This is a genomic window from Microbacterium sp. LWO12-1.2 (assembly GCF_040675875.1).
In the GTDB taxonomy this organism is placed as follows: Bacteria; Actinomycetota; Actinomycetes; order Actinomycetales; family Microbacteriaceae; genus Microbacterium.
In genome coordinates this window covers 555,718-573,879 of the sequence record NZ_JBEGII010000001.1, presented here as the reverse complement: position 1 = coordinate 573,879, position 18,162 = coordinate 555,718, and the positions used below count along the sequence as shown (strand labels likewise).

11 protein-coding genes are annotated in these 18,162 nt (G+C 68.9%); 3 read left to right on the top strand and 8 right to left on the bottom strand.

Annotated elements, in window-relative coordinates; all coding sequences use genetic code 11:
- Positions 1–69: 69 nt before the first annotated feature.
- Complete coding sequence (locus MRBLWO12_RS02650; protein ID WP_363552422.1) at positions 70–597, top strand: VOC family protein; 528 nt, start codon at positions 70–72, stop codon at positions 595–597.
- Here MRBLWO12_RS02650 and MRBLWO12_RS02645 read toward each other — a convergent pair.
- From MRBLWO12_RS02645 to MRBLWO12_RS02630, 4 genes are all read right to left on the bottom strand, one after another.
- Positions 566–1,375, bottom strand: coding sequence for an SGNH/GDSL hydrolase family protein (locus tag MRBLWO12_RS02645; RefSeq protein WP_363552420.1), 810 nt, complete (start codon positions 1,373–1,375; stop codon positions 566–568). The two genes, MRBLWO12_RS02650 and MRBLWO12_RS02645, sit on opposite strands and share 32 nt — an antisense overlap.
- A 237-nt stretch (positions 1,376–1,612) precedes the next feature.
- The gene (gene hisS / locus MRBLWO12_RS02640; RefSeq protein ID WP_363558502.1) at positions 1,613–2,863 is read right to left on the bottom strand and encodes a histidine--tRNA ligase; all 1,251 of its coding nucleotides are present in this window, start codon (positions 2,861–2,863) and stop codon (positions 1,613–1,615) included.
- 70 nt (positions 2,864–2,933) lie between these two features.
- Positions 2,934–3,539 carry a MazG family protein gene (locus MRBLWO12_RS02635; protein ID WP_363558500.1) on the bottom strand — a complete coding sequence of 202 codons (606 nt, stop codon included), beginning with the start codon at positions 3,537–3,539 and terminating at the stop codon, positions 2,934–2,936.
- A gap of 134 nt (positions 3,540–3,673) precedes the next feature.
- Positions 3,674–4,840 carry a Na+/H+ antiporter NhaA gene (locus MRBLWO12_RS02630; RefSeq protein ID WP_363552418.1) on the bottom strand — a complete coding sequence of 389 codons (1,167 nt, stop codon included), beginning with the start codon at positions 4,838–4,840 and terminating at the stop codon, positions 3,674–3,676.
- A gap of 141 nt (positions 4,841–4,981) precedes the next feature.
- Between MRBLWO12_RS02630 and MRBLWO12_RS02625 the strand changes: the two genes are divergently transcribed.
- Both MRBLWO12_RS02625 and gdhA read left to right on the top strand, forming a co-directional pair.
- Positions 4,982–7,717 (top strand): phosphoenolpyruvate carboxylase, encoded by a 2,736-nt coding sequence (locus MRBLWO12_RS02625; protein ID WP_363552416.1) that lies wholly within the window; start codon positions 4,982–4,984, stop codon positions 7,715–7,717.
- Positions 7,718–7,842: 125 nt separating this feature from the next.
- Positions 7,843–9,210: an NADP-specific glutamate dehydrogenase gene (gdhA, locus tag MRBLWO12_RS02620; RefSeq protein WP_363552414.1), complete on the top strand. Its 1,368-nt coding sequence runs from the start codon at positions 7,843–7,845 to the stop codon at positions 9,208–9,210.
- 73 nt (positions 9,211–9,283) lie between these two features.
- On the opposite strand, the gene MRBLWO12_RS02615 is transcribed toward gdhA, so the two are convergent.
- The 4 genes from MRBLWO12_RS02615 to mfd all read right to left on the bottom strand — a co-directional run bounded on the left by MRBLWO12_RS02615 (position 9,284) and on the right by mfd (position 18,104).
- Complete coding sequence (locus MRBLWO12_RS02615) at positions 9,284–10,711, bottom strand: APC family permease (protein WP_363552412.1); 1,428 nt, start codon at positions 10,709–10,711, stop codon at positions 9,284–9,286.
- A gap of 160 nt (positions 10,712–10,871) precedes the next feature.
- Entirely contained in the window at positions 10,872–13,862 is a 2,991-nt protein-coding gene (locus MRBLWO12_RS02610; protein WP_363552410.1) for an aminotransferase, read from the bottom strand.
- Positions 13,843–14,460: a gamma carbonic anhydrase family protein gene (locus tag MRBLWO12_RS02605; RefSeq protein WP_363552408.1), complete on the bottom strand. Its 618-nt coding sequence runs from the start codon at positions 14,458–14,460 to the stop codon at positions 13,843–13,845. The genes MRBLWO12_RS02610 and MRBLWO12_RS02605 overlap by 20 nt, the downstream gene beginning before the upstream one ends.
- 68 nt (positions 14,461–14,528) lie before the next feature.
- Positions 14,529–18,104 carry a transcription-repair coupling factor gene (mfd, locus tag MRBLWO12_RS02600; RefSeq protein ID WP_363552406.1) on the bottom strand — a complete coding sequence of 1,192 codons (3,576 nt, stop codon included), beginning with the start codon at positions 18,102–18,104 and terminating at the stop codon, positions 14,529–14,531.
- Between the last annotated feature and the right edge of the window lie 58 nt (positions 18,105–18,162).

Genomic DNA, 18,162 nt, shown 5'->3' with positions numbered 1-18,162 from the left:
CATACAGGCGAGCGAAGCCTGTCGCGGATCTTCAAGCCACCGCCGTCCTCACCGACCTACCGTGGGCTCATGACCGACGAGATCCCCACCACCGGAGTCACCGGCACCCACACGACCGCAGGACGCCCGCACAGCGCCACGTCGCTGACGCCGTTCCTCGCGATCCCCGACGCAGCCCGCGCCATCGAGTTCTACCGCGACGTGTTCGGCGCCCGCGTCGTGGATGTGACCGAGTTCGGTGGCGTCGTCGCCCACGCCGACCTCGACTTCGGCAGCGGCATGCTGCAACTCGGCGAACCGAATCCGCAGTACCACCTCGTGCCCTCTCCCCCGGGCGACGACGACTGCTACTCGATGGGGCTGTATGTCTCGGATGTCGACGCGGTAGTGGATCGGGCGGTCCAGGCCGGTGCGACCGTGCGTGAAGCACCATCGCACTTCGTCTCGGGCGACCGCTACGCGAGTATCCGCGACCCGTTCGGGGTGCGCTGGTCGATCATGACCCGCGTCGAGGACCTGTCCGCCGAGGAGAGCGCCAGACGCGTCGCCGAGTGGGCGGCCTCGTTCAGCTCTGCTCCGTCTGACGCGACGAGCTGAGCGCCGCCTGTGCCGCACGGTGCACCGCCGGGAGCAGCGCCTCGGCGGTGCGCCGGTAGCCGAGCGGGCTCGGGTGGAACCGGTCCATGCTGAACATCTCCTCCGGTTCGTCGAAGAAGAGGGGTCCCACGGCCCGGCGCAGATCGACCGCTTCCGCGCCTGCCTGCCGGGCCGTCTCTGCCTGAACGCCGGCCAGACGCCGGGACAGGCTCGACGCCAGGCGCCGCAGCGGTTGCGGCACCGCCCGCAGCGCTCCGAGATCGGGACAGGTGCCGACCACGACCTGCGCGCCGCGTTCCCGCAGCCGACCGATCGCGGTGTGCAGATGACTCGCCGAGACCGAGACGGGCAGCCGGTGCGTCACGTCGTTGCCGCCGACCACGATCACAGCGACGTGGACGCGGGCCTGCGCAGCGAGCGCGTCGATCTGGCCGTCGAGGTCAGGCGACTCGGAGCCGACGACCGCGACGGTACGCAGCCGCACGGGGCGATGCATCCGCTGGCCGAGCCCCTTGGCGAGGCGGCCGCCGAGCGTCTCCTTGCGCCTCGCAGCCCCGAGTCCCGCGGCCAGTGAATCGCCGAGCAGCAGCAGCTCGACCGGCTCGCCCTCGAGAGAGCCACGCCACACCCGGTCGGCGTCGAGCGAGTCCTCACCGAGCGGCTTCCCGATCCTGCGGCGTGCGATCGCCGCCTGTCGGGTGAGCAGCATCCGCCCACCGACCAGCAGCCCGGAGACCGCGGCGACCGCTCCGGCGACCACGAGGCGCGTTCGACCCATGCCCCGATTCGATCGCGTCCGCGTGAACGCGCCGTGAACGGCATCCCTCGTCTGGCGTCCGGGACCCGGCACCCGGCACCCCGCACCCCGCACCCCGCACCCCGCACCCTGCATCCGGAACCCGGCGCGACGTGCAGGAGATAGTGCCGAATGCAGGAGGAAACGCCGTCAGATGATCCTGCAGGCCGCACGATCTCCTGCATTCGGCGCGGCACACGAGCCGCGCACCGGCATCGGTCAGCCGAGGAGCTTGACCTCGAGCTCCGTCGCGCCGGCCATGACGGTCGCGAATCCGGTGTAGCCCTCGGCGGATGCCCGCTCGAGCAGCGCCTTGAGGTTCTTGGTGCGGCGCTCCAGGCGCACCCGGGCTCCCGTACCGATCAGCGCCGTCTTGTGAGCCAGCAGCTCGGCGACCGGCACATCGGCGTCGTGGATCAGCACGATCGCCTGCGCCTCGGCATCCGCGCCCGCGGTGACCAGGTCGACCAGCCGTTCGAAGCCGAGCGAGAACCCGACCGCGGGAACCTGCTGCCCGAGGAACCGGCCGATCATGCCGTCGTAGCGCCCGCCACCACCGAGCGAGTAGTCGACGGAAGGGTGCGCGAGCTCGAAGATCGTGCCGGTGTAGTAGCCCATGCCGCGCACGAGGAACGGGTCGAAGACCAGCGGGATGTCGGACTGCGCGCGGCCCGCTGCGACGGCCTCGCCGATGCCGACCAGGTGCGAGACGATCACGTCCGGCGCGTCCTCGGGCAGAGCCTTGCGGATCTGGCGTTCCCCGAACGGGTTGTACTCCATGGTCTGGGGGCGGCGGAGGAAGGCCTCGAACGCGTCGACGGCGGATGCCGCGGCACCCCGCTCGCGCAGTTCGGCAGCCACGCCGTCCGGTCCGATCTTGTCGAGCTTGTCGATCGTGATGAGCACGCCGGGCCGCTCCTCGGCAGCGAAGCCGAAGCTGTCGAGCATCCAGTCCAGCACGCGCCTGTCGTTGATCCGCACCGTCGCACCTTCGAGCCCGAGCGCGTCGACCGCATCGAGAGAGGCGACCATGAGCTCGGCCTCGGCGCGTGAGGAGTCGTCGCCCATGATGTCGATGTCGCACTGCACGAACTGGCGGTAGCGGCCCTTCTGCGGACGCTCGGCCCGCCACACGGGTCCGATCTGGATCGAGCGGAACACCGCAGGCAGCTGTCCGCGGTTGCTGGCGTAGAAGCGGGCGAGTGGAACAGTCAGGTCGTAGCGCAGCCCGAGATCGGAGAGCGCGGCGGGGTCATCGGCGGCATTCCGGATCGCCTCGGCATCGAGCCCGCGACGCAGCACGTTGTAGGCGAGCTTCTCGTTGTCGCCGCCGATCCCGGCGTGCAGACGGCTGTACTCCTCGACGACCGGAGTCTCGATCTCGTCGAAGCCATGGGCGAGGTAGCGCTCACGGATGACGGAGAGCACACGCTCGCGGCGGGCCTTGTCGGCGGGGAGGATGTCGCGCATGCCGCGCGGCGGGTTCACAGTAGCCACGGAACCATCTTCCCAGGTCTGTCGGCACCACCGTGTCGTGCGGTCAGGTGCCGGACTCCGCCGCGCGCACATCGGCTTCCACGACGCGCAGCCGTTCACGCAGGGCGCGCTCGGCATCCCAGCCGTTCGCCCGAGCGCCATCGACCAACGCGAGCAGCGCATCGCCGAGCTCGGCTTCGGTCTTCGGCGCATCCATCGCCGCGGAAACGGGCACGACCACGCCCACGCCGGCGGCGCGCCCGACGAGCTTCTGCGCGAGAGCGAGGGCAGGCATCCCCCGCGGCACGCCGTCGAGGACGCTGTTGCGCATGCGCTTCTCGGCCGCCTTCGCGGCGTTCCAGTGCACCAGCACCTCCTCCGGAGTGCGCGCCACGGCATCCGCGAAGACGTGCGGGTGCCGCCGCACCATCTTCTCGGTCAGTGTGCGGGCCACGTCGTCGATGTCGAAAGGGTCATCCGGGTCCTGCGCGGCGATCGCGGAATGGAACAGCACCTGCCAGAGCAGGTCGCCGAGCTCCTCCCGCAGATCGGCGCGCGTGCCGCTCTCGACAGCGTCGATCACCTCGTGGGATTCCTCGATCAGGTAGGGCACCAGGTCGCGGTGGGTGATGCGCTGCGACCACACGCACCGCTCTCGCACGGCCTGCATGGTCTCGGCCGCCGCACGCAGCGGATCATGTTCTTCGCGGGCGGTGTCGCCAGTGCTCACGGTTGTTCCTTCGCTTGATCAGAGATCGCCGGCCGAGAACTCGTCGACGCTGTCGTCCTCGCGGAGAGGCGGGCTCACGACGACGCGGACGCGACCCGACGGTACCAGCGCGCGCGCAACGAGACGAGGACCCCGGACAGGACGAGTGCGATCAACGAACCGACCAACACGCCCAGGATGGCCTGGTCGCGGACGACGTCATCGGCGGCGAATGCGAGGTTGGCGAGCAGCAGCGAAACCGTGAAGCCGATGCCGCCCAAGGCACCGGCGGCCAGGATGTCCAAGAACGGCAGGGCGGGGGCGGCGCCACGAGGGCGGATGCGCATCGCGATGAAACCGAAGAGTGAGATACCGATGATCTTTCCGACGGGCAGAGCCACGACGATGGCCCAGAACGCCGGGGAGAGCTGCGAGGGAGACACGGCAGGGATCATCACGAACGCCGCCACGAAAGCGAACAGCGGAAGCACCGCTCCGTTCACCGTCGGTTCCAGTGCGTGCCGCGCACGACCGGCGGGCACAGGCGACATCACCAGGCCCAGCAGCACTCCGGCGATCGTGGCGTGAATACCCGATGCCGCGACCACACCCCAGGTGGTGACCCCCACCACGACCATCGCAACGGCGATCAGTACGTGGCCTCGCTCATGAAGCATCCTGCTGAGGAACCAGAAGACCACCACGCCGACGCCTGCGATGCCGATGAGCAACCACTGGACATCGTTGGCGAAGAGCACGGCGATGAAGACGATCCCGATGATGTCGTCGAGGATCGCGAGCGCCAAGAGGAAGACGCGCACGGTCGAGGGCAACCCGCGCCCGAACATCGCGAGCACGCCCAACGCGAAGGCGATGTCCGTCGCTGTCGGGATCGGCCAGCCGGTTGCCGTGGCGCCGTCGCCCGCGATCAGCAGATACACGATGATAGGCGCGATCACACCGCCCGCCGCCGCGATCGCCGGTTGCACGGCCTTCCGCACGGAATCGAGCTCGCCGTGCGTCAGTTCGTGCCGCAGCTCGATCGCCACCATGAGGAAGAAGAGGGCGAGGAGCCCATCCGAGACCCAGTGCGCGATCGAGAGGTCGAGCCCGGTGCCCGGCACCGCGATGTGGAAGTCGAGGACGGCAGCGACCGCATCGTGCGTCGGCAGGTTGGCGAGCAGGAGGCCGAGCCCCGCTGCCACGAGCAGGAGGACGGCGGGGAACTGTTGCCCGCGAAGAGGGTTCGCTGAGATGCGCATCGCCTCCATGCTAGGTCGGTGGACGTCGGCACGGGCGGCCCCTGGCGATTCGCGCACCGCGCGGTGCCGGAGGCCGGTCGCCCCGCGTCACGTCCTGTCATGCGTGTCATCCATGCTTCCGAGCCGGGATACGCTCGAATCGTGACCCCCGAACACACCTTCCCCGAGCCCACGAACACCGAGGCCATCCGCGTGATCGGCCGCTTCGAGGCCGGCCGCGGCATTCCCGATGCGATGCGCAATGACGTCAGGATGCTCGGCGTCCTGCTCGGACAGGTGCTGCGCGAAGCCGGCGGCGACGCCCTGTTCGAAGACGTCGAGCGCCTGCGCCTCGCGACGATCCAGGCCTACGACGAAGAGACGCCCGACGCCTTCGACCGGGCTGCGGCGATCGCGGAGTCGTTCACCGTCGCACGGGCAGACGAGGTCGCCCGCGCCTTCACGTGCTACTTCCACCTGGTCAACCTCGCCGAGGAGCACCAGCGGGTGCGGGTGCTTCGCGAGCGGGCGGGGCAGCCGGACCCTTCGACAGGCTCAGGGGCCCAGGGCCGGCCAGACGTCCCCGGCCGGATGGCAGACACCGTCGCCACCGCATACGCCCAGCTGAAGAGCGAGGTCGGAGAAGACGAGGCGCGCCGTCGCCTCGAGGGCCTCCGCTTCCACCCGGTCTTCACCGCACACCCGACCGAGGCCCGCCGTCGTGCGGTCTCGTCGAGCATCCGCCGCCTGTCAGAGCTGCTGACCCAGCATGACGCGGCGAGCACGGGTGGAGCCGAGGCGCACCGCGCCCACCGCCGCATGCTCGAGGAGATCGACACGCTCTGGCGCACCGCCCCGCTGCGCTCTCAGAAGCCGTCTCCGACGGATGAGGTGCGTACCGTCATGGGTGTCTTCGACGAGACGCTCTTCACCACCGTCCCCCACGTGTACCGCCGCATCGACGACGCACTCCGCGGTGACGACTCCGGCTCCAGCGCACCGATCGTCCCGGCGTTCGTGCGCGTCGGTTCCTGGGTCGGCGGCGATCGTGACGGAAACCCGTTCGTGACGGCGTCGGTGACCCGCGAGGCGTCGGACATCGCGGCCGACCACGTGCTCCGTGGACTCGAGCGTGCACTCGAGCGCATCGGCCGCACGCTGACGCTCGACGCGGAAGGCACGCCTCCGAGCCCCGAGGTGATCGCCCTGTGGGAGCGCTTCGCCGCCGCAGAGCCGGGCGTCGCCGGAGAACTCGCCACCCGCTCCCCCGACGAACCGCACCGCCGCGTGCTCCTCGTGCTCGCGCGCCGCGTCGCCGCGACCAGGCACGGCGAAGGAGAACTGCGCTACACACGCCCGGAGGAGCTGCTGTCCGATCTGCGGAGCGTGCAGTCGTCGCTCGCGGCCGGCGGCGCGAAGCGTCATGCCTTCGGCGGCGTGCAGCACCTCATCTGGCAGGTCGAGACCTACGGTTTCCACCTCACCGAGCTCGAGGTGCGCCAGCACTCCCAGGTGCACGCGAAGGCTCTCGCCGAGCTCGATGCGGGTGCGGCGATCAGCGCGCAGACCGAGGAGGTGCTGGAGGTCTTCCGCGTGATCGCCGACATCCAGCGCGAGCGCGGCCTGCGCGCCGCCGGACGCTATGTGGTGTCGTTCACGCAGGCGGCCTCCGACCTGGCCAACGTGCACCGCCTCGCGAAGTACGCGCTGGGCGACGACGCACCCGTGCTCGACGTCGTCCCGCTGTTCGAGACCTTCGCGGACCTGCAGGCGGCGCCGGAGATCCTGGCCGAGGCCGTGACGTTCCCCGAGTTCCGGGCTCGCATGGCCGAGACCGGCAACAAGCTCGAAGTCATGCTCGGATACTCCGACTCGTCGAAGGACGTCGGCCCGGTCGCCGCGAACCTCGCGCTCTACGAGGCGCAGGAGAAGATCGCACTGTGGGCGCAGGAGTCCGACATCGAGCTGACCCTGTTCCATGGCCGCGGCGGTGCGTTGGGCCGCGGCGGCGGGCCGGCGAACTCCGCGATCCTCGCGCAGCCCCCGCACTCGGTCGATGGTCGCTTCAAGCTCACCGAGCAGGGCGAGGTCATCTTCGCCCGGTACGGCGAGCCAGCCATCGCGATGCGCCACATCGACCAGGTCGCCGCAGCCACGCTGCTGGCCTCGTCGCCGAGCGTCGAGAAGCGCACCAGCGGCGCGGCCGCCCGGTACGCCGAGGTCGCGGCCACCATGGATGCGGCCTCACGCGAACGCTTCTTCTCGCTCGTGAAGGCCGAGGGCTTCGCCCCGTGGTTCGCCACCGTCACCCCCCTCGAGGAGATCGGGCTGCTGGCGCTCGGCTCGCGTCCGGCGCGCCGCGGCCTCTCGGTGGAATCGCTCGAGGATCTACGGGCGATCCCGTGGGTGTTCGCATGGACCCAGGCGCGCATCAACCTCGCCGGCTGGTTCGGGCTGGGCACCGCGCTCCAGGCCGTCGGCGACGAGGACCTGCTCGTCGAGGCGTACCGGGAATGGCCGCTGCTGCGCACCATGATCGACAACGTGGCGATGAGTCTCGCGAAGACAGACGAGCGCATCGCTCGCCAGTACCTCGCTCTCGGCGACCGCGACGACCTCGCCGCACTGGTGCTCGACGAGCTCGCGCTCACCAGGGAATGGGTCATCCGCCTCACCGGCGGCGAGGGCCTGTTGGAGGGCAAGCCGATCCTGCAGCGGGCCGTGCAACTGCGCAGTCCGTATGTGGATGCCCTGTCGCTCCTGCAGCTGCGGGCACTGCGCGCGCTGCGCTCGGCCGGCGACACCGAAGCCACCGGTTCCGGTGCCGATGCCGAGCAGCAGCGGCTTCTGCTGCTCTCCGTGAGCGGTGTCGCAGCGGGCCTGCAGAATACCGGGTGACACTCGACCGTCCGAGCCGACGGTTCCGGGGTGCCCGCTAGAGTGAAATCTCGCGCCCGATCCGGCGCCGCATCACGCGACACGATCGCCTGCACCACCATCCCCCATCAGAAAGCATCATCCGCGTGACCGTAACGACTCCTGCCTTCCATCCGCTCGCCCCGTCCGTGCAGACCGTGTTCGACACCGTGCTGTCGCGCAGCCCGCACGAGCCGGAGTTCCACCAGGCCGTGCACGAAGTGCTGCACTCCATCGCACCGGTGCTCGATCGCCACCCGGAGTATGTCGACGGTGGCATCCTCGAGCGTCTGGTCGAGCCGGAACGTCAGATCATGTTCCGCGTGCCGTGGGTCGATGACGCGGGTCGCCTGCAGGTCAACCGCGGCTACCGCATCCAGTTCTCCTCGGTGCTCGGCCCGTACAAGGGCGGACTCCGGTTCCACCCGTCGGTGAACCTCTCGATCATCAAGTTCCTGGGCTTCGAGCAGATCTTCAAGAACGCGCTCACCGGTCAGGGCATCGGCGGCGGCAAGGGCGGATCGGACTTCGACCCGCACGGCAAGTCCGACGCCGAGGTCATGCGCTTCTGCCAGTCGTTCATGAACGAGCTCTACCGTCACCTCGGCGAGCACACCGACGTCCCCGCGGGCGACATCGGTGTCGGCGGCCGTGAGATCGGCTACCTCTTCGGCCAGTACCGCAAGGTCACCAACCGGCACGAGTCCGGCATGTTCACCGGCAAGGGCACCGGTTGGGGTGGCGCCGAGGTGCGCACCGAGGCCACCGGCTACGGCGCCGTGTTCTTCGCGCAGGAGATGCTCGGCGTCCACGGCGACTCGCTCGCCGGCAAGCGCGTCGGCGTCTCGGGCTCCGGCAACGTCGCGATCTACGCGATCCAGAAGGCGACCCAGCTCGGCGCGACCGCCGTCACGGCATCGGATTCCTCCGGCTATGTCGTCGACGACGCCGGCATCGACCTCGACCTGCTCCGGCAGCTCAAGGAGGTCGAGCGCGCCCGCATCGTCGAATACGCGAACCGTCGTCCGAGCGCACGCTTCGTCGAAGGCGGCAGCGTCTGGGAGGTACCGGTCGACATCGCCGTGCCGTCCGCCACGCAGAACGAGGTCAGCCTCGCCGATGCGGAGGCTCTGATCGCCGGCGGCGTCCGGGCCGTCTCCGAGGGTGCCAACATGCCCTGTGTTCCCGAAGCCGTCGAGGCGTTCCAGAAGGCCGGGGTGCTCTTCGCTCCCGGTAAGGCAGCCAACGCCGGTGGTGTCGCGACCTCTGCACTGGAGATGAGCCAGAACGCGTCCCGCCAGCGCTGGACCTTCGGCGACAGCGAGAACAAGCTGCGCGAGATCATGGCAGACATCCACAGCGCCGCCTTCGACGCGGCCGAGCGCCACGATGTCGCGGGCGACTACGTGGCGGGCGCGAACATCGCCGGCTTCGAGCGCGTCGCTGCGGCGATGCTCGCCCAGGGCGTCATCTGATCAGCGATCGATTCACACGGAAGAGCCGCCTCCCTTCTCGGGCAGGCGGCTCTTCTCGTCTCGGGATATCGCGTCAGCTCTCGTCGACAGGCACCTTGACCACCTTGTTGAAGCCCGTGACGGCCTGGTTCTCGTCGAAGGCGACGACCTTCTTGCGGAAGCCCTTCGTGATGATGGCGAGGTAGACGAGGCCGATCGCGGTCCAGACCAGACCGCCGCGCAGAGCATCCTCGTGCAGGTTCGCCCACAGGAGCCCGGTGAGGACCATACCGATTCCCGGCATCACGATGAAGTTGAAGATGTCGGCAGGGGTCTTGCGGCGTCCCTTGCGGATCGCGAACCACGCGATCACCGAGATGTTGACGAAGGTGAAGGCGATCAGCGCGCCGAAGTTGATCCACGCCGCGATCAGCTCGAGCGTGAACGGGATCGCGAGGAGCGAGATCGCCCCGACCAGCACGATGTTGAACGTCGGGGTGTGCGTGCGGGGGTTGATGTAGCCGAACGCCTTCTGCGGCAGCACGTTGTTGCGGCCCATCACCAGCAGCATGCGCGACACCGAGGCGTGCGACGCCAGGCCAGAGGCGAGCGTGGCGCAGAAGCCGGCCGCTGTCAGGACGGCCATCAGCACCGGCCCTCCGACCAGGTTGCCGATGATCGGGAGCGTGGAGTCCTCGACGAACTGCATGTCTCCGCCCGGTGCGAACTCGTTCCAGTCGGGGAAGCGCAACTGCGACAGGTAACCGGCGACCAGGAAGATCGCGCCGCCCAGGAGGACCGTCAGCAGGATCGCCTTCGGCATGATCTTCGGATCCTTCGCCTCCTCCGCGTACATCGTGACCGCGTCGAAGCCGATGAACGAGAAGCACACGATCGTCGCGCCCATGAGCACGGCGCTCATCGTCGCGCCATCGTGGAAGAACGGAGCCATCGAGGCGATTGTCGCGGCGCCTTCGCCGCGCATCAGCTGCGCGATCACCAGGACCACGAAGACGACCATCACCACGATCGAGAAGACCAGCAGGATCATGTTGAGGTTCGAGGTGCCGCGCATCGTCATGTAGATGATGCTCGTGACGAGGATGCAGTACAGCACCACCCAGATCCAGCCGGGGATGTCGGGGAACAGCGCCTCCAGGTAGCTGCGGATGATGAGGCAGTTCACCATCGGGAGCAGCACGTAATCGATCAGAGAGGTCCAGCCGACCATGAAGCCGAGGTTCGGGTGGATCGACTCCCGCACGTAGGTGTAGGCGGATCCGGCGCTCGGGATCGCGCTGGAGATCTTGCCGTAGCTGATCGCCGTGAACACCATGACCACGAGGGCGACGAGGTACGCCGCGGGCACCACGTTGTCGGTGTCGCGGGCGACCATGCCGAACGTGTCGAAGACGACAGTCGGGGTCATGTACCCCAGACCGAGGCCGACGATGGCCCACAATCCGAGATTACGCTTGAGCGTCCCGCCTCCTTGGGCGAGCGGCTTGGTCTTCGTGGCCATGTGTACTCCTCGGGGAACAGCGCATGGGTCGGACATCGGGTCGTCTGACGCTGAGCATCACTATGTACCCCCGGTATTCCTCAGCGCAATCCCCAAAACGGGTACGAAATACGCATTTAACATTGCGAAAGGGTGCGGAATTCGAAGCTGACCCCGCTGACTACCAGCCTTCCGAGAGCACCCGATCGAGCATCGCGACGACTTGATCCGCGCTCTGCGCCGTCAGGCACAGCGGCGGCTTGATCTTGAGCACGTTGGATCGCTCGGAAGTGGTCAGCACAATCACTCCGAGCTCGCGCAGACGCTCGCAGATCGCCGCCGCCTCAGACGCCGCCGGTTCCATCGACTCCCGGTCGCGCACGAGCTCGACGCCGAGATACAACCCCTCGCCGTGCACGACGCCGATGAGCGGATGCCGTGTCGCCAAGCCTCGCAGCCCCTCGGCCAGCCGGGCCCCGACGTCGAGCGCGTTGCGCTGCAGACCGTCCTCGACCATCGCGTCGAGCACGGCCAGGCCGACCGCGCAGCTGAGTGTGCTGCCTCCCGCCGAGGAGAAGAACTGCCCCTGGGTCGAGAGCGCATCCGCGATGCGTTTCGAGGTGATGACCCCGCCGATCGGGAATCCGTTGCCCATGGGCTTCGCGATCGTCACGATATCGGGGATCACGCCGGACTGCTCGAAGCCCCAGAACGAGGACCCCATGCGTCCGAACCCGACCTGCACCTCATCGGCGATGCAGAGGCCGCCGGCCGCTCTGACCTGCGCATACGCACCGGCGAGATAGCCGTCCGGCAGCAGGACTCCCCCGGCGTTGCCGAGGATCGACTCGCACAGGAATGCGGCGACCTGCCGGTCATCCCGCTGCAGGTCCTCGAGGTCATCCGCCAGATCCGCGAGATAGCGATCAGTGGTGTCGGCTCCGCGGTAGGTGCCACGGAAGCGATTGGGCACATCGGCGACGTGCACCCAGTCAGGACGCGTGGCCAGGGCGAAGGGATTGTCATACGCGCTCGTGGTGACGGCATCGCTCGCCATCGTCCAGCCGTGGTACGCCTCGCGCAGCGCGACGACCGTGCGGCGGCCGGTGGCGGCCTGTGCGAGACGGATCGCGAGATCGACCGCCTCCGAACCGCTGTTCACCAGCAGCACGGTGTCGAGATCGCTGTCGTCGGGCATGAGGGCGAGCAGCGCCTCGCTGTACTCGGCGAGTTCGCGATACAGGAACCGAGAGTTCGTGGCGAGCGTGCGCAACTGACGATTCGCCACGTCCGCGATCTTCGGATGACCGTGTCCGAGGCCCGCGACGTTGTTGACCATGTCGATGTACGAGCGGGCCGTCGTGTCGACCAGGTGGTGCCGCCAGCCGCGCTGGATCTGCGGAGGTCGCTCGTAGTAGCGCTCCTGCGCGGCCGCGAAGATGTCATTGCGACGCTCGAGCTCTTCCGCGGACTCGTCCTGCTCCACGAGCGACGGAAGGCCGAGCAGGGGTGCCGGGTCGGCGGTGAAACGGATCCAGGCGGGAACACGTTCCGGGGTCACGAGCGCGGCTCCGACGCCGGCTCTGTCCAGCGACGGAGCATCGATGCGGCGGAGACACAGCGTGAGCACGCGCGGCTGGTCGGACACACCGAGCATGCCGATCGTGTCACCCGCTCGAACGGCCGTCGCCCTCTGCGCCTCTTCCTGGAGCCCGCGGACCTCGAGCACCCAGAGGCTGTCGAGAAGGATGCTGACCACACCGTCCTCGCGCTCGAGCTGTCCACCCACCGGCGCGGTGACGCGCAGCTGCCGACCGGGCGCGACGTGGATCTCCGCATCGATCGGCCAGGTCTCGGTCGAATCCGCGCGATCGATCGCCGCGCGCGTCAGACGGAAGAATCCGTAGGGGACGACGACGGTGCCGCGTCCGAGAAGCGACGCGATAAGCGCGGTCTCGGCGTCAGGGTCCAGCCAACGTCCGGCATCGAGTGCGCCGGACTCGACGTCGAGGTCCACGATCAGGACCTCCCCACCGAGATCAGGGAGCAACGGCGCCACAGAGGTGGCTTCGTGCCGCCCCGGAGCGAGGGGTGAGAAGAGCTCCGGGACGATGAACTCGGGAGCATCGATCCCGATCCGGGCGAGCACATGCTCGGTCATCTCGGCCAGCGGCAGCAGCGTGGCCGCGTCGAAGATGGCCTGCTCCCCCGCGATCCGCTCCCTGGCGTAGTCGTTCGCCCCGTCGATCTCGAGCTGCCGCCACCCGCTGGCGACCAGCAGCGACGCCCGCAGCACGACCAGCGGCCACACCGCGCGGGCTTCGGCCGTACTCAACGGCGCCTCCGCATGGAAAGCGGCGATCGTCTCGAGCACCCGCAGCGGCCGATCCGCTTCGTGGTGCAGCATCGACGAGACGCAGACGGCGAGCTCGGCGACGCGCCACCCGAGACCCAGGTCCCCGAGATCCAGCACGGCGTGCGGGTGCAGTCTCGAGTCAGCGCCCCGGCGTCCCATCACGTTGTCGTCGGTGAGATCGCCGTGGATCGGCTGCACGGGAAGCTCCGTCGCCACCGCCGCCAGCGCCCCGCGCGCCTCCTCCGCCGCCGCGAGCACGCGCGTGCGCAACGGGTCGTCGGCGATCGCCGGGGCCAGCGCCACCGTCTGCTCGTACGCGACACGCATGTCCCACATCTGGTCCCGGTCCAGGCCGGGGTGCCTGAGCTCCGCGAGGGCGTTGACGGATGCCGCCGCGAGCGCGCCGAACTCCGCCAGCACCACCGGGGCGAGGTAGCCCGCGTCCACCAGCGGCTCTCCCTCGGCGAACTCGCTGCGTCGTGCCGCGAAGCCGCCCCAACGCTGGGTGAGTTCCCCGTCGAGACCAGGCAGCACCGCAGGAACGGCCAGGCCCGCGGCGCGATAGGCGTCGAGAGCGGCGTGCTGCGCGTCGCGGGCGTCGTCGCCGAACACCGGGTTGTCGATCCGGAGCACACTGCGCGTGCCGTCCGACGCCGTCAGCAGGAAGTTCCGATCCTGATTGCTGCCGAGCTCGGTCGCCGTCGCGACCAGGCCGTAGCACTCGCGCGCGATGGTCTCGGCACCGGCCTCATCCACATCCGGACGCACGAGGCCCTCACCCTCCGCCACGCGACCCTCACCGACCTTCGCGGGCATCGTCGATGCGCACGTCGCCGGCGTGACGCGCGAGCGAGCTGCCGTAGCGCTCCGTGAGCTGCACCATCAGATCAGGGGTGTCGCGATCGACGCCGAACACGTGGCCGGGGAAGTCGAGATCTGGCTGTGCGGCGGCGATCTCGGCCTCGCGATCCGGCGACAGCAGCTGCACAGGATCACCGACCGCGACCCAGCCGATCGGCACGACCGTGCCCTCCGGCAGCACCGCGCGACGATGGACGATGGCGTTCACACGCACCTCGCACCGCGCCCCCACCAGAGCGCCGTTGAAGATGCGGGCACCCGAGGCGAAGAAGACCTCTTCCCCGACGGTCGCCCCCGCGATGCTCGTGAGAGTCCCGATCAGGGTGTGTGCCCCGATGTGCACCGCGTTCGCGGCGGTCGCGCGGATCAGGGCGTTCTCCATCACGATCACGTGCTCGCCGAGCGTGATCGGCCCGCCCTCTGCGGTGATCACGGCGCCGTGCAGGATCTGGCAGCCCGCGCCGATCTCGACGTCGCCGGAGATCACGGCGGTGGGAGCGACGACGGCGGTGTCATGGATCCGGGGCCGAGCCCCGAGGTGCTCGTACAACATGACGCCAGGATAGTGGTGTCGTCCGGTCTCAGCATCGTGTCGTCGCACGGCCGACACCGAAACCCCCACTACTCGGGCTTGGCGGGCTCCGGGAAGATCGCGGTGAAGAGCTGGCCGACCCACTGCAGCAGCTCTGCATCCGGAAGCGGATCGAGCCCCACGCCCACGGCGGCCGGCACCGTCGGCATCGGCACGACCAGCGCATCGCCACCGGCCACGAGCTTGGCCTTCGGATACAGGCGTTGGAGGCGCACCTTGATCGAGTCCTCCAGGTGGGCGGGCGCGATGCGCAGGTTCGACCCCATCACGACGACATCCGTGAGCCCGATGCGCGCGGCACGACGACGCAGCCGTGCGATCGCGAGGAGCCCCTCGACCTCGGGTGGCGGGGTGCCGTAGCGGTCGGTGAGCTCCTCGATCACGAGGTCGATCGCGTCGTCCTTCGCGGTCGCGGCCGATGCCGCCGACAGCTTCTGGTACGCCTCGAGACGCAGGCGCTCACTGTCGATGTAATCCTCGGGGATGCGCGCGTCGAGCGGCAGTTCGAGCCGCAGCTCCTGCCCGGTCTCGACCTCCTCACCCCGGAACGTGGCGACGGCCTCGCCGATCATGCGCAGGTACAGGTCGAAACCGACACCCGCGATGTGGCCCGCCTGCTCGGCGCCGAGCAGGTTGCCCGCGCCGCGCAGCTCGAGGTCCTTCAGGGCGACCTGCATGCCGGAGCCGAGCTCGTTGTTGACCGCGATGGTCTGCAGGCGGTCGGCGGCGGTCTCGCTCAGGGGCTTCATCTCGTCGTAGAGGAAGTAGGCGTATGCCCGTTCGCGCCCTCGGCCCACTCGTCCTCGCAGCTGGTGCAGCTGCGACAGACCGTAGCGATCAGCGCGGTCGATGATGATCGTGTTGGCGTTCGAGATGTCCAGGCCGGTCTCGATGATCGTGGTCGACACCAGCACATCGAACTTGCGCTCCCAGAAGTCGTCGACCACCTGTTCGAGCTGATGCTCGCCCATCTGCCCGTGCGCCACGGCGATCCGCGCCTCCGGGACGAGCTCGGCGAGCTCGCTCGCGACGCGCTGGATCGACGACACACGGTTGTGCACGAAGAAGATCTGCCCCTCGCGGAGGATCTCGCGACGGATCGCCGCACCCATCTGCTTGTCGCTGCGGGGCCCGACGAACGACAGGATCGGATGCCGGTCCTCCGGCGGGGTGGCGAGCGTCGACATCTCGCGGATGCCGGTGACCGCCATCTCCAGCGTGCGCGGGATCGGGGTCGCGCTCATGGCGAGGATGTCGACGTTCGTCTTCATCTTCTTCAGCGCGTCCTTGTGCTCGACGCCGAACCGCTGCTCCTCGTCGATGATCATGAGACCGAGGTCCTTGAACATCACCTGATCGGTGAGGATGCGGTGGGTGCCGATCACCATGTCGACCGACCCCTCGAGCAGACCCTGCAGAGTGAGTCTGGCCTCCTTGTCGGTCTGGAACCGCGACAGCGGACGCACCTTGACCGGGAATCCGGCGAAGCGCTCCGTGAAGGTCTCGAGGTGCTGCTTGACCAGCAGGGTCGTCGGCACCAGCATGGCGACCTGCTTGCCGTCCTGGATCGCCTTGAAGGCCGCACGCACCGCGACCTCGGTCTTGCCGAAGCCCACGTCGCCGCTCAACAGTCGGTCCATCGGGATCGGCCGCTCCATGTCGGCCTTGATCTCGTCGATCGTCTGCAGCTGATCGGGGGTCTCGGCGAACGGGAACGCCTCCTCCAGCTCACGCTGCCACGGTGTGTCAGGACCGAACGCATGACCCTTCGCGCTCATCCGCGCGGAGTACAGCTTCACCAGCTCGACCGCGATGTCGCGAACGGCCCTGCGCGCCTTGCCCTTCGCCTGCGACCAGTCGCTCCCGCCCATCTTCGACAGGGTCGGGGCCTCGCCGCCGACGTACTTCGAGAGCAGGTCGAGCTGATCCGTCGGCACGTAGAGCTTGTCGCCGGGGTAGCCGCGCTTGGAGGGCGCGTACTCCAGCACCAGGTAGTCGCGCACGGACTTGGTGGCGTTGCGGCCTCCCGTCGACACCTCGCGCTGCGTCATCTCGACGAAGCGCCCGATGCCGTGGGTCGAGTGCACCACGAAGTCGCCGTTCTTGAGCTGCAGCGGGTCGACGACGTTCTTGCGCCGCGACGCCAGCTTCTTGACGACGCGCTGGTCACCGCCGATCGTGCGGCCGTAGAACTCGTTGTCGGTGAGGACCGCGAGCTTGGCCTCGGCGAGCTGGAAACCCGCCTCGACTCCACCGGCGATCAGCGTCGCGACGCCGCCTTCCGGCGCCTCGAGCAGCGACTCGACGATCCGTGCGGCGATGCCGCGGTCGGCGAGCACATCGCGCGCACGGTCGACGAGGCCGTTGCCGGTGGCGATCACGACGACCCGCCAGCCGTCTGCGACCTTGGCCTCGACGAAGGAGATCGCGCCGTCGACGTTGCCATGGAACGAGGGGATCACGGCAGCATCGAGGTTCGTGGCCTCGACGTCGCCCTCGCCCAGACCCGCACCGAACGGGCTCAGCCGCCACCACACGCCGCCGCGGTCGCGCACGGCTTCGCGCAGCTGCCCGATCGTGAGGAAGTCTCCGGCACCGAGATCGATCGGGGCCGAGGCGCCGGAGGTGGCCGCGCTCCAGGCGGCGTCGAGGAACTCGCGGTTCGTCTCGCCGAGCGTGATGGCGCGGGCCGTGGACCGCTCGGGGTCGACGACCGCGGTGGCGCTGCCGGCCGGCATGTAGTCAGCGAGCGACTTGAGGGGTCCGGACACCGCAGGCAGGAGCGACTCCATGCCCTCGACCGGGATGCCCTCGGCCATCTTCTCGAGCATGCCCGAGATCGCCGGGAAGCCGCTGATCAATGCGCGGGCGCGATCGCGGACGTCTGCGGTGAGCAGGAGCTCGCGGCTCGGGGGCAGATCGACACCGGGAACATCGCCGGGGAGCGAGCGCTGATCGGCGACCGAGAAGGCGCGGATCTGATCGATCTCGTCGCCGAAGAACTCCACGCGGTACGGGTGCTCGGAGGTGGGAGGGAACACGTCGAGGATGCCGCCGCGCACCGCGAACTCACCGCGGCGGGACACCATGTCGACACGGGAGTACGCACGCTCGACGAGCTGTTCGACGACCTCGTCGAGATCGTTGCCCCGACTTCCGATCGCCAGCTCCAGCGGCGCGATCTCGCCGAGATTGCCGGCGATCGGCTGCAGTGCCGCACGCACCGAGGCGACGACGACCAGCGGGTGGTCGCCCGACCAGTCCGCGATGCGTCGCAGCGTCTGGAGGCGCTGACCCACCGTGTCAGGGCTCGGGCTGAGCCGCTCGTGCGGAAGCGTCTCCCACGCGGGGAACGTGTGCACGTCGGCGCTCGGCAGGTACGAGCCGATCGCCTGGGCGACGCTCTCGGCCCTGCGCCCTGTGGGCACGACGATGAGCAGCGACGCCGGATGCCCCGATGTCGCGCGCTTCTCGAGCAGGCCCGCGAGCACGGGCGCGTCGAGGCCGTCGACGAGGCCGAGATCCGCATCGGTCTGCGCCCAGCTGAGGGCATCGCGGTACAGAGTCGCCTCGTCCAAGGCGCGCAGAATCCCCGGAACAGTCACCGGACAAGCCTAGTCGCGGCATCCGACATCGAGGCGCTGCCGCATCCCTCCCATCGCG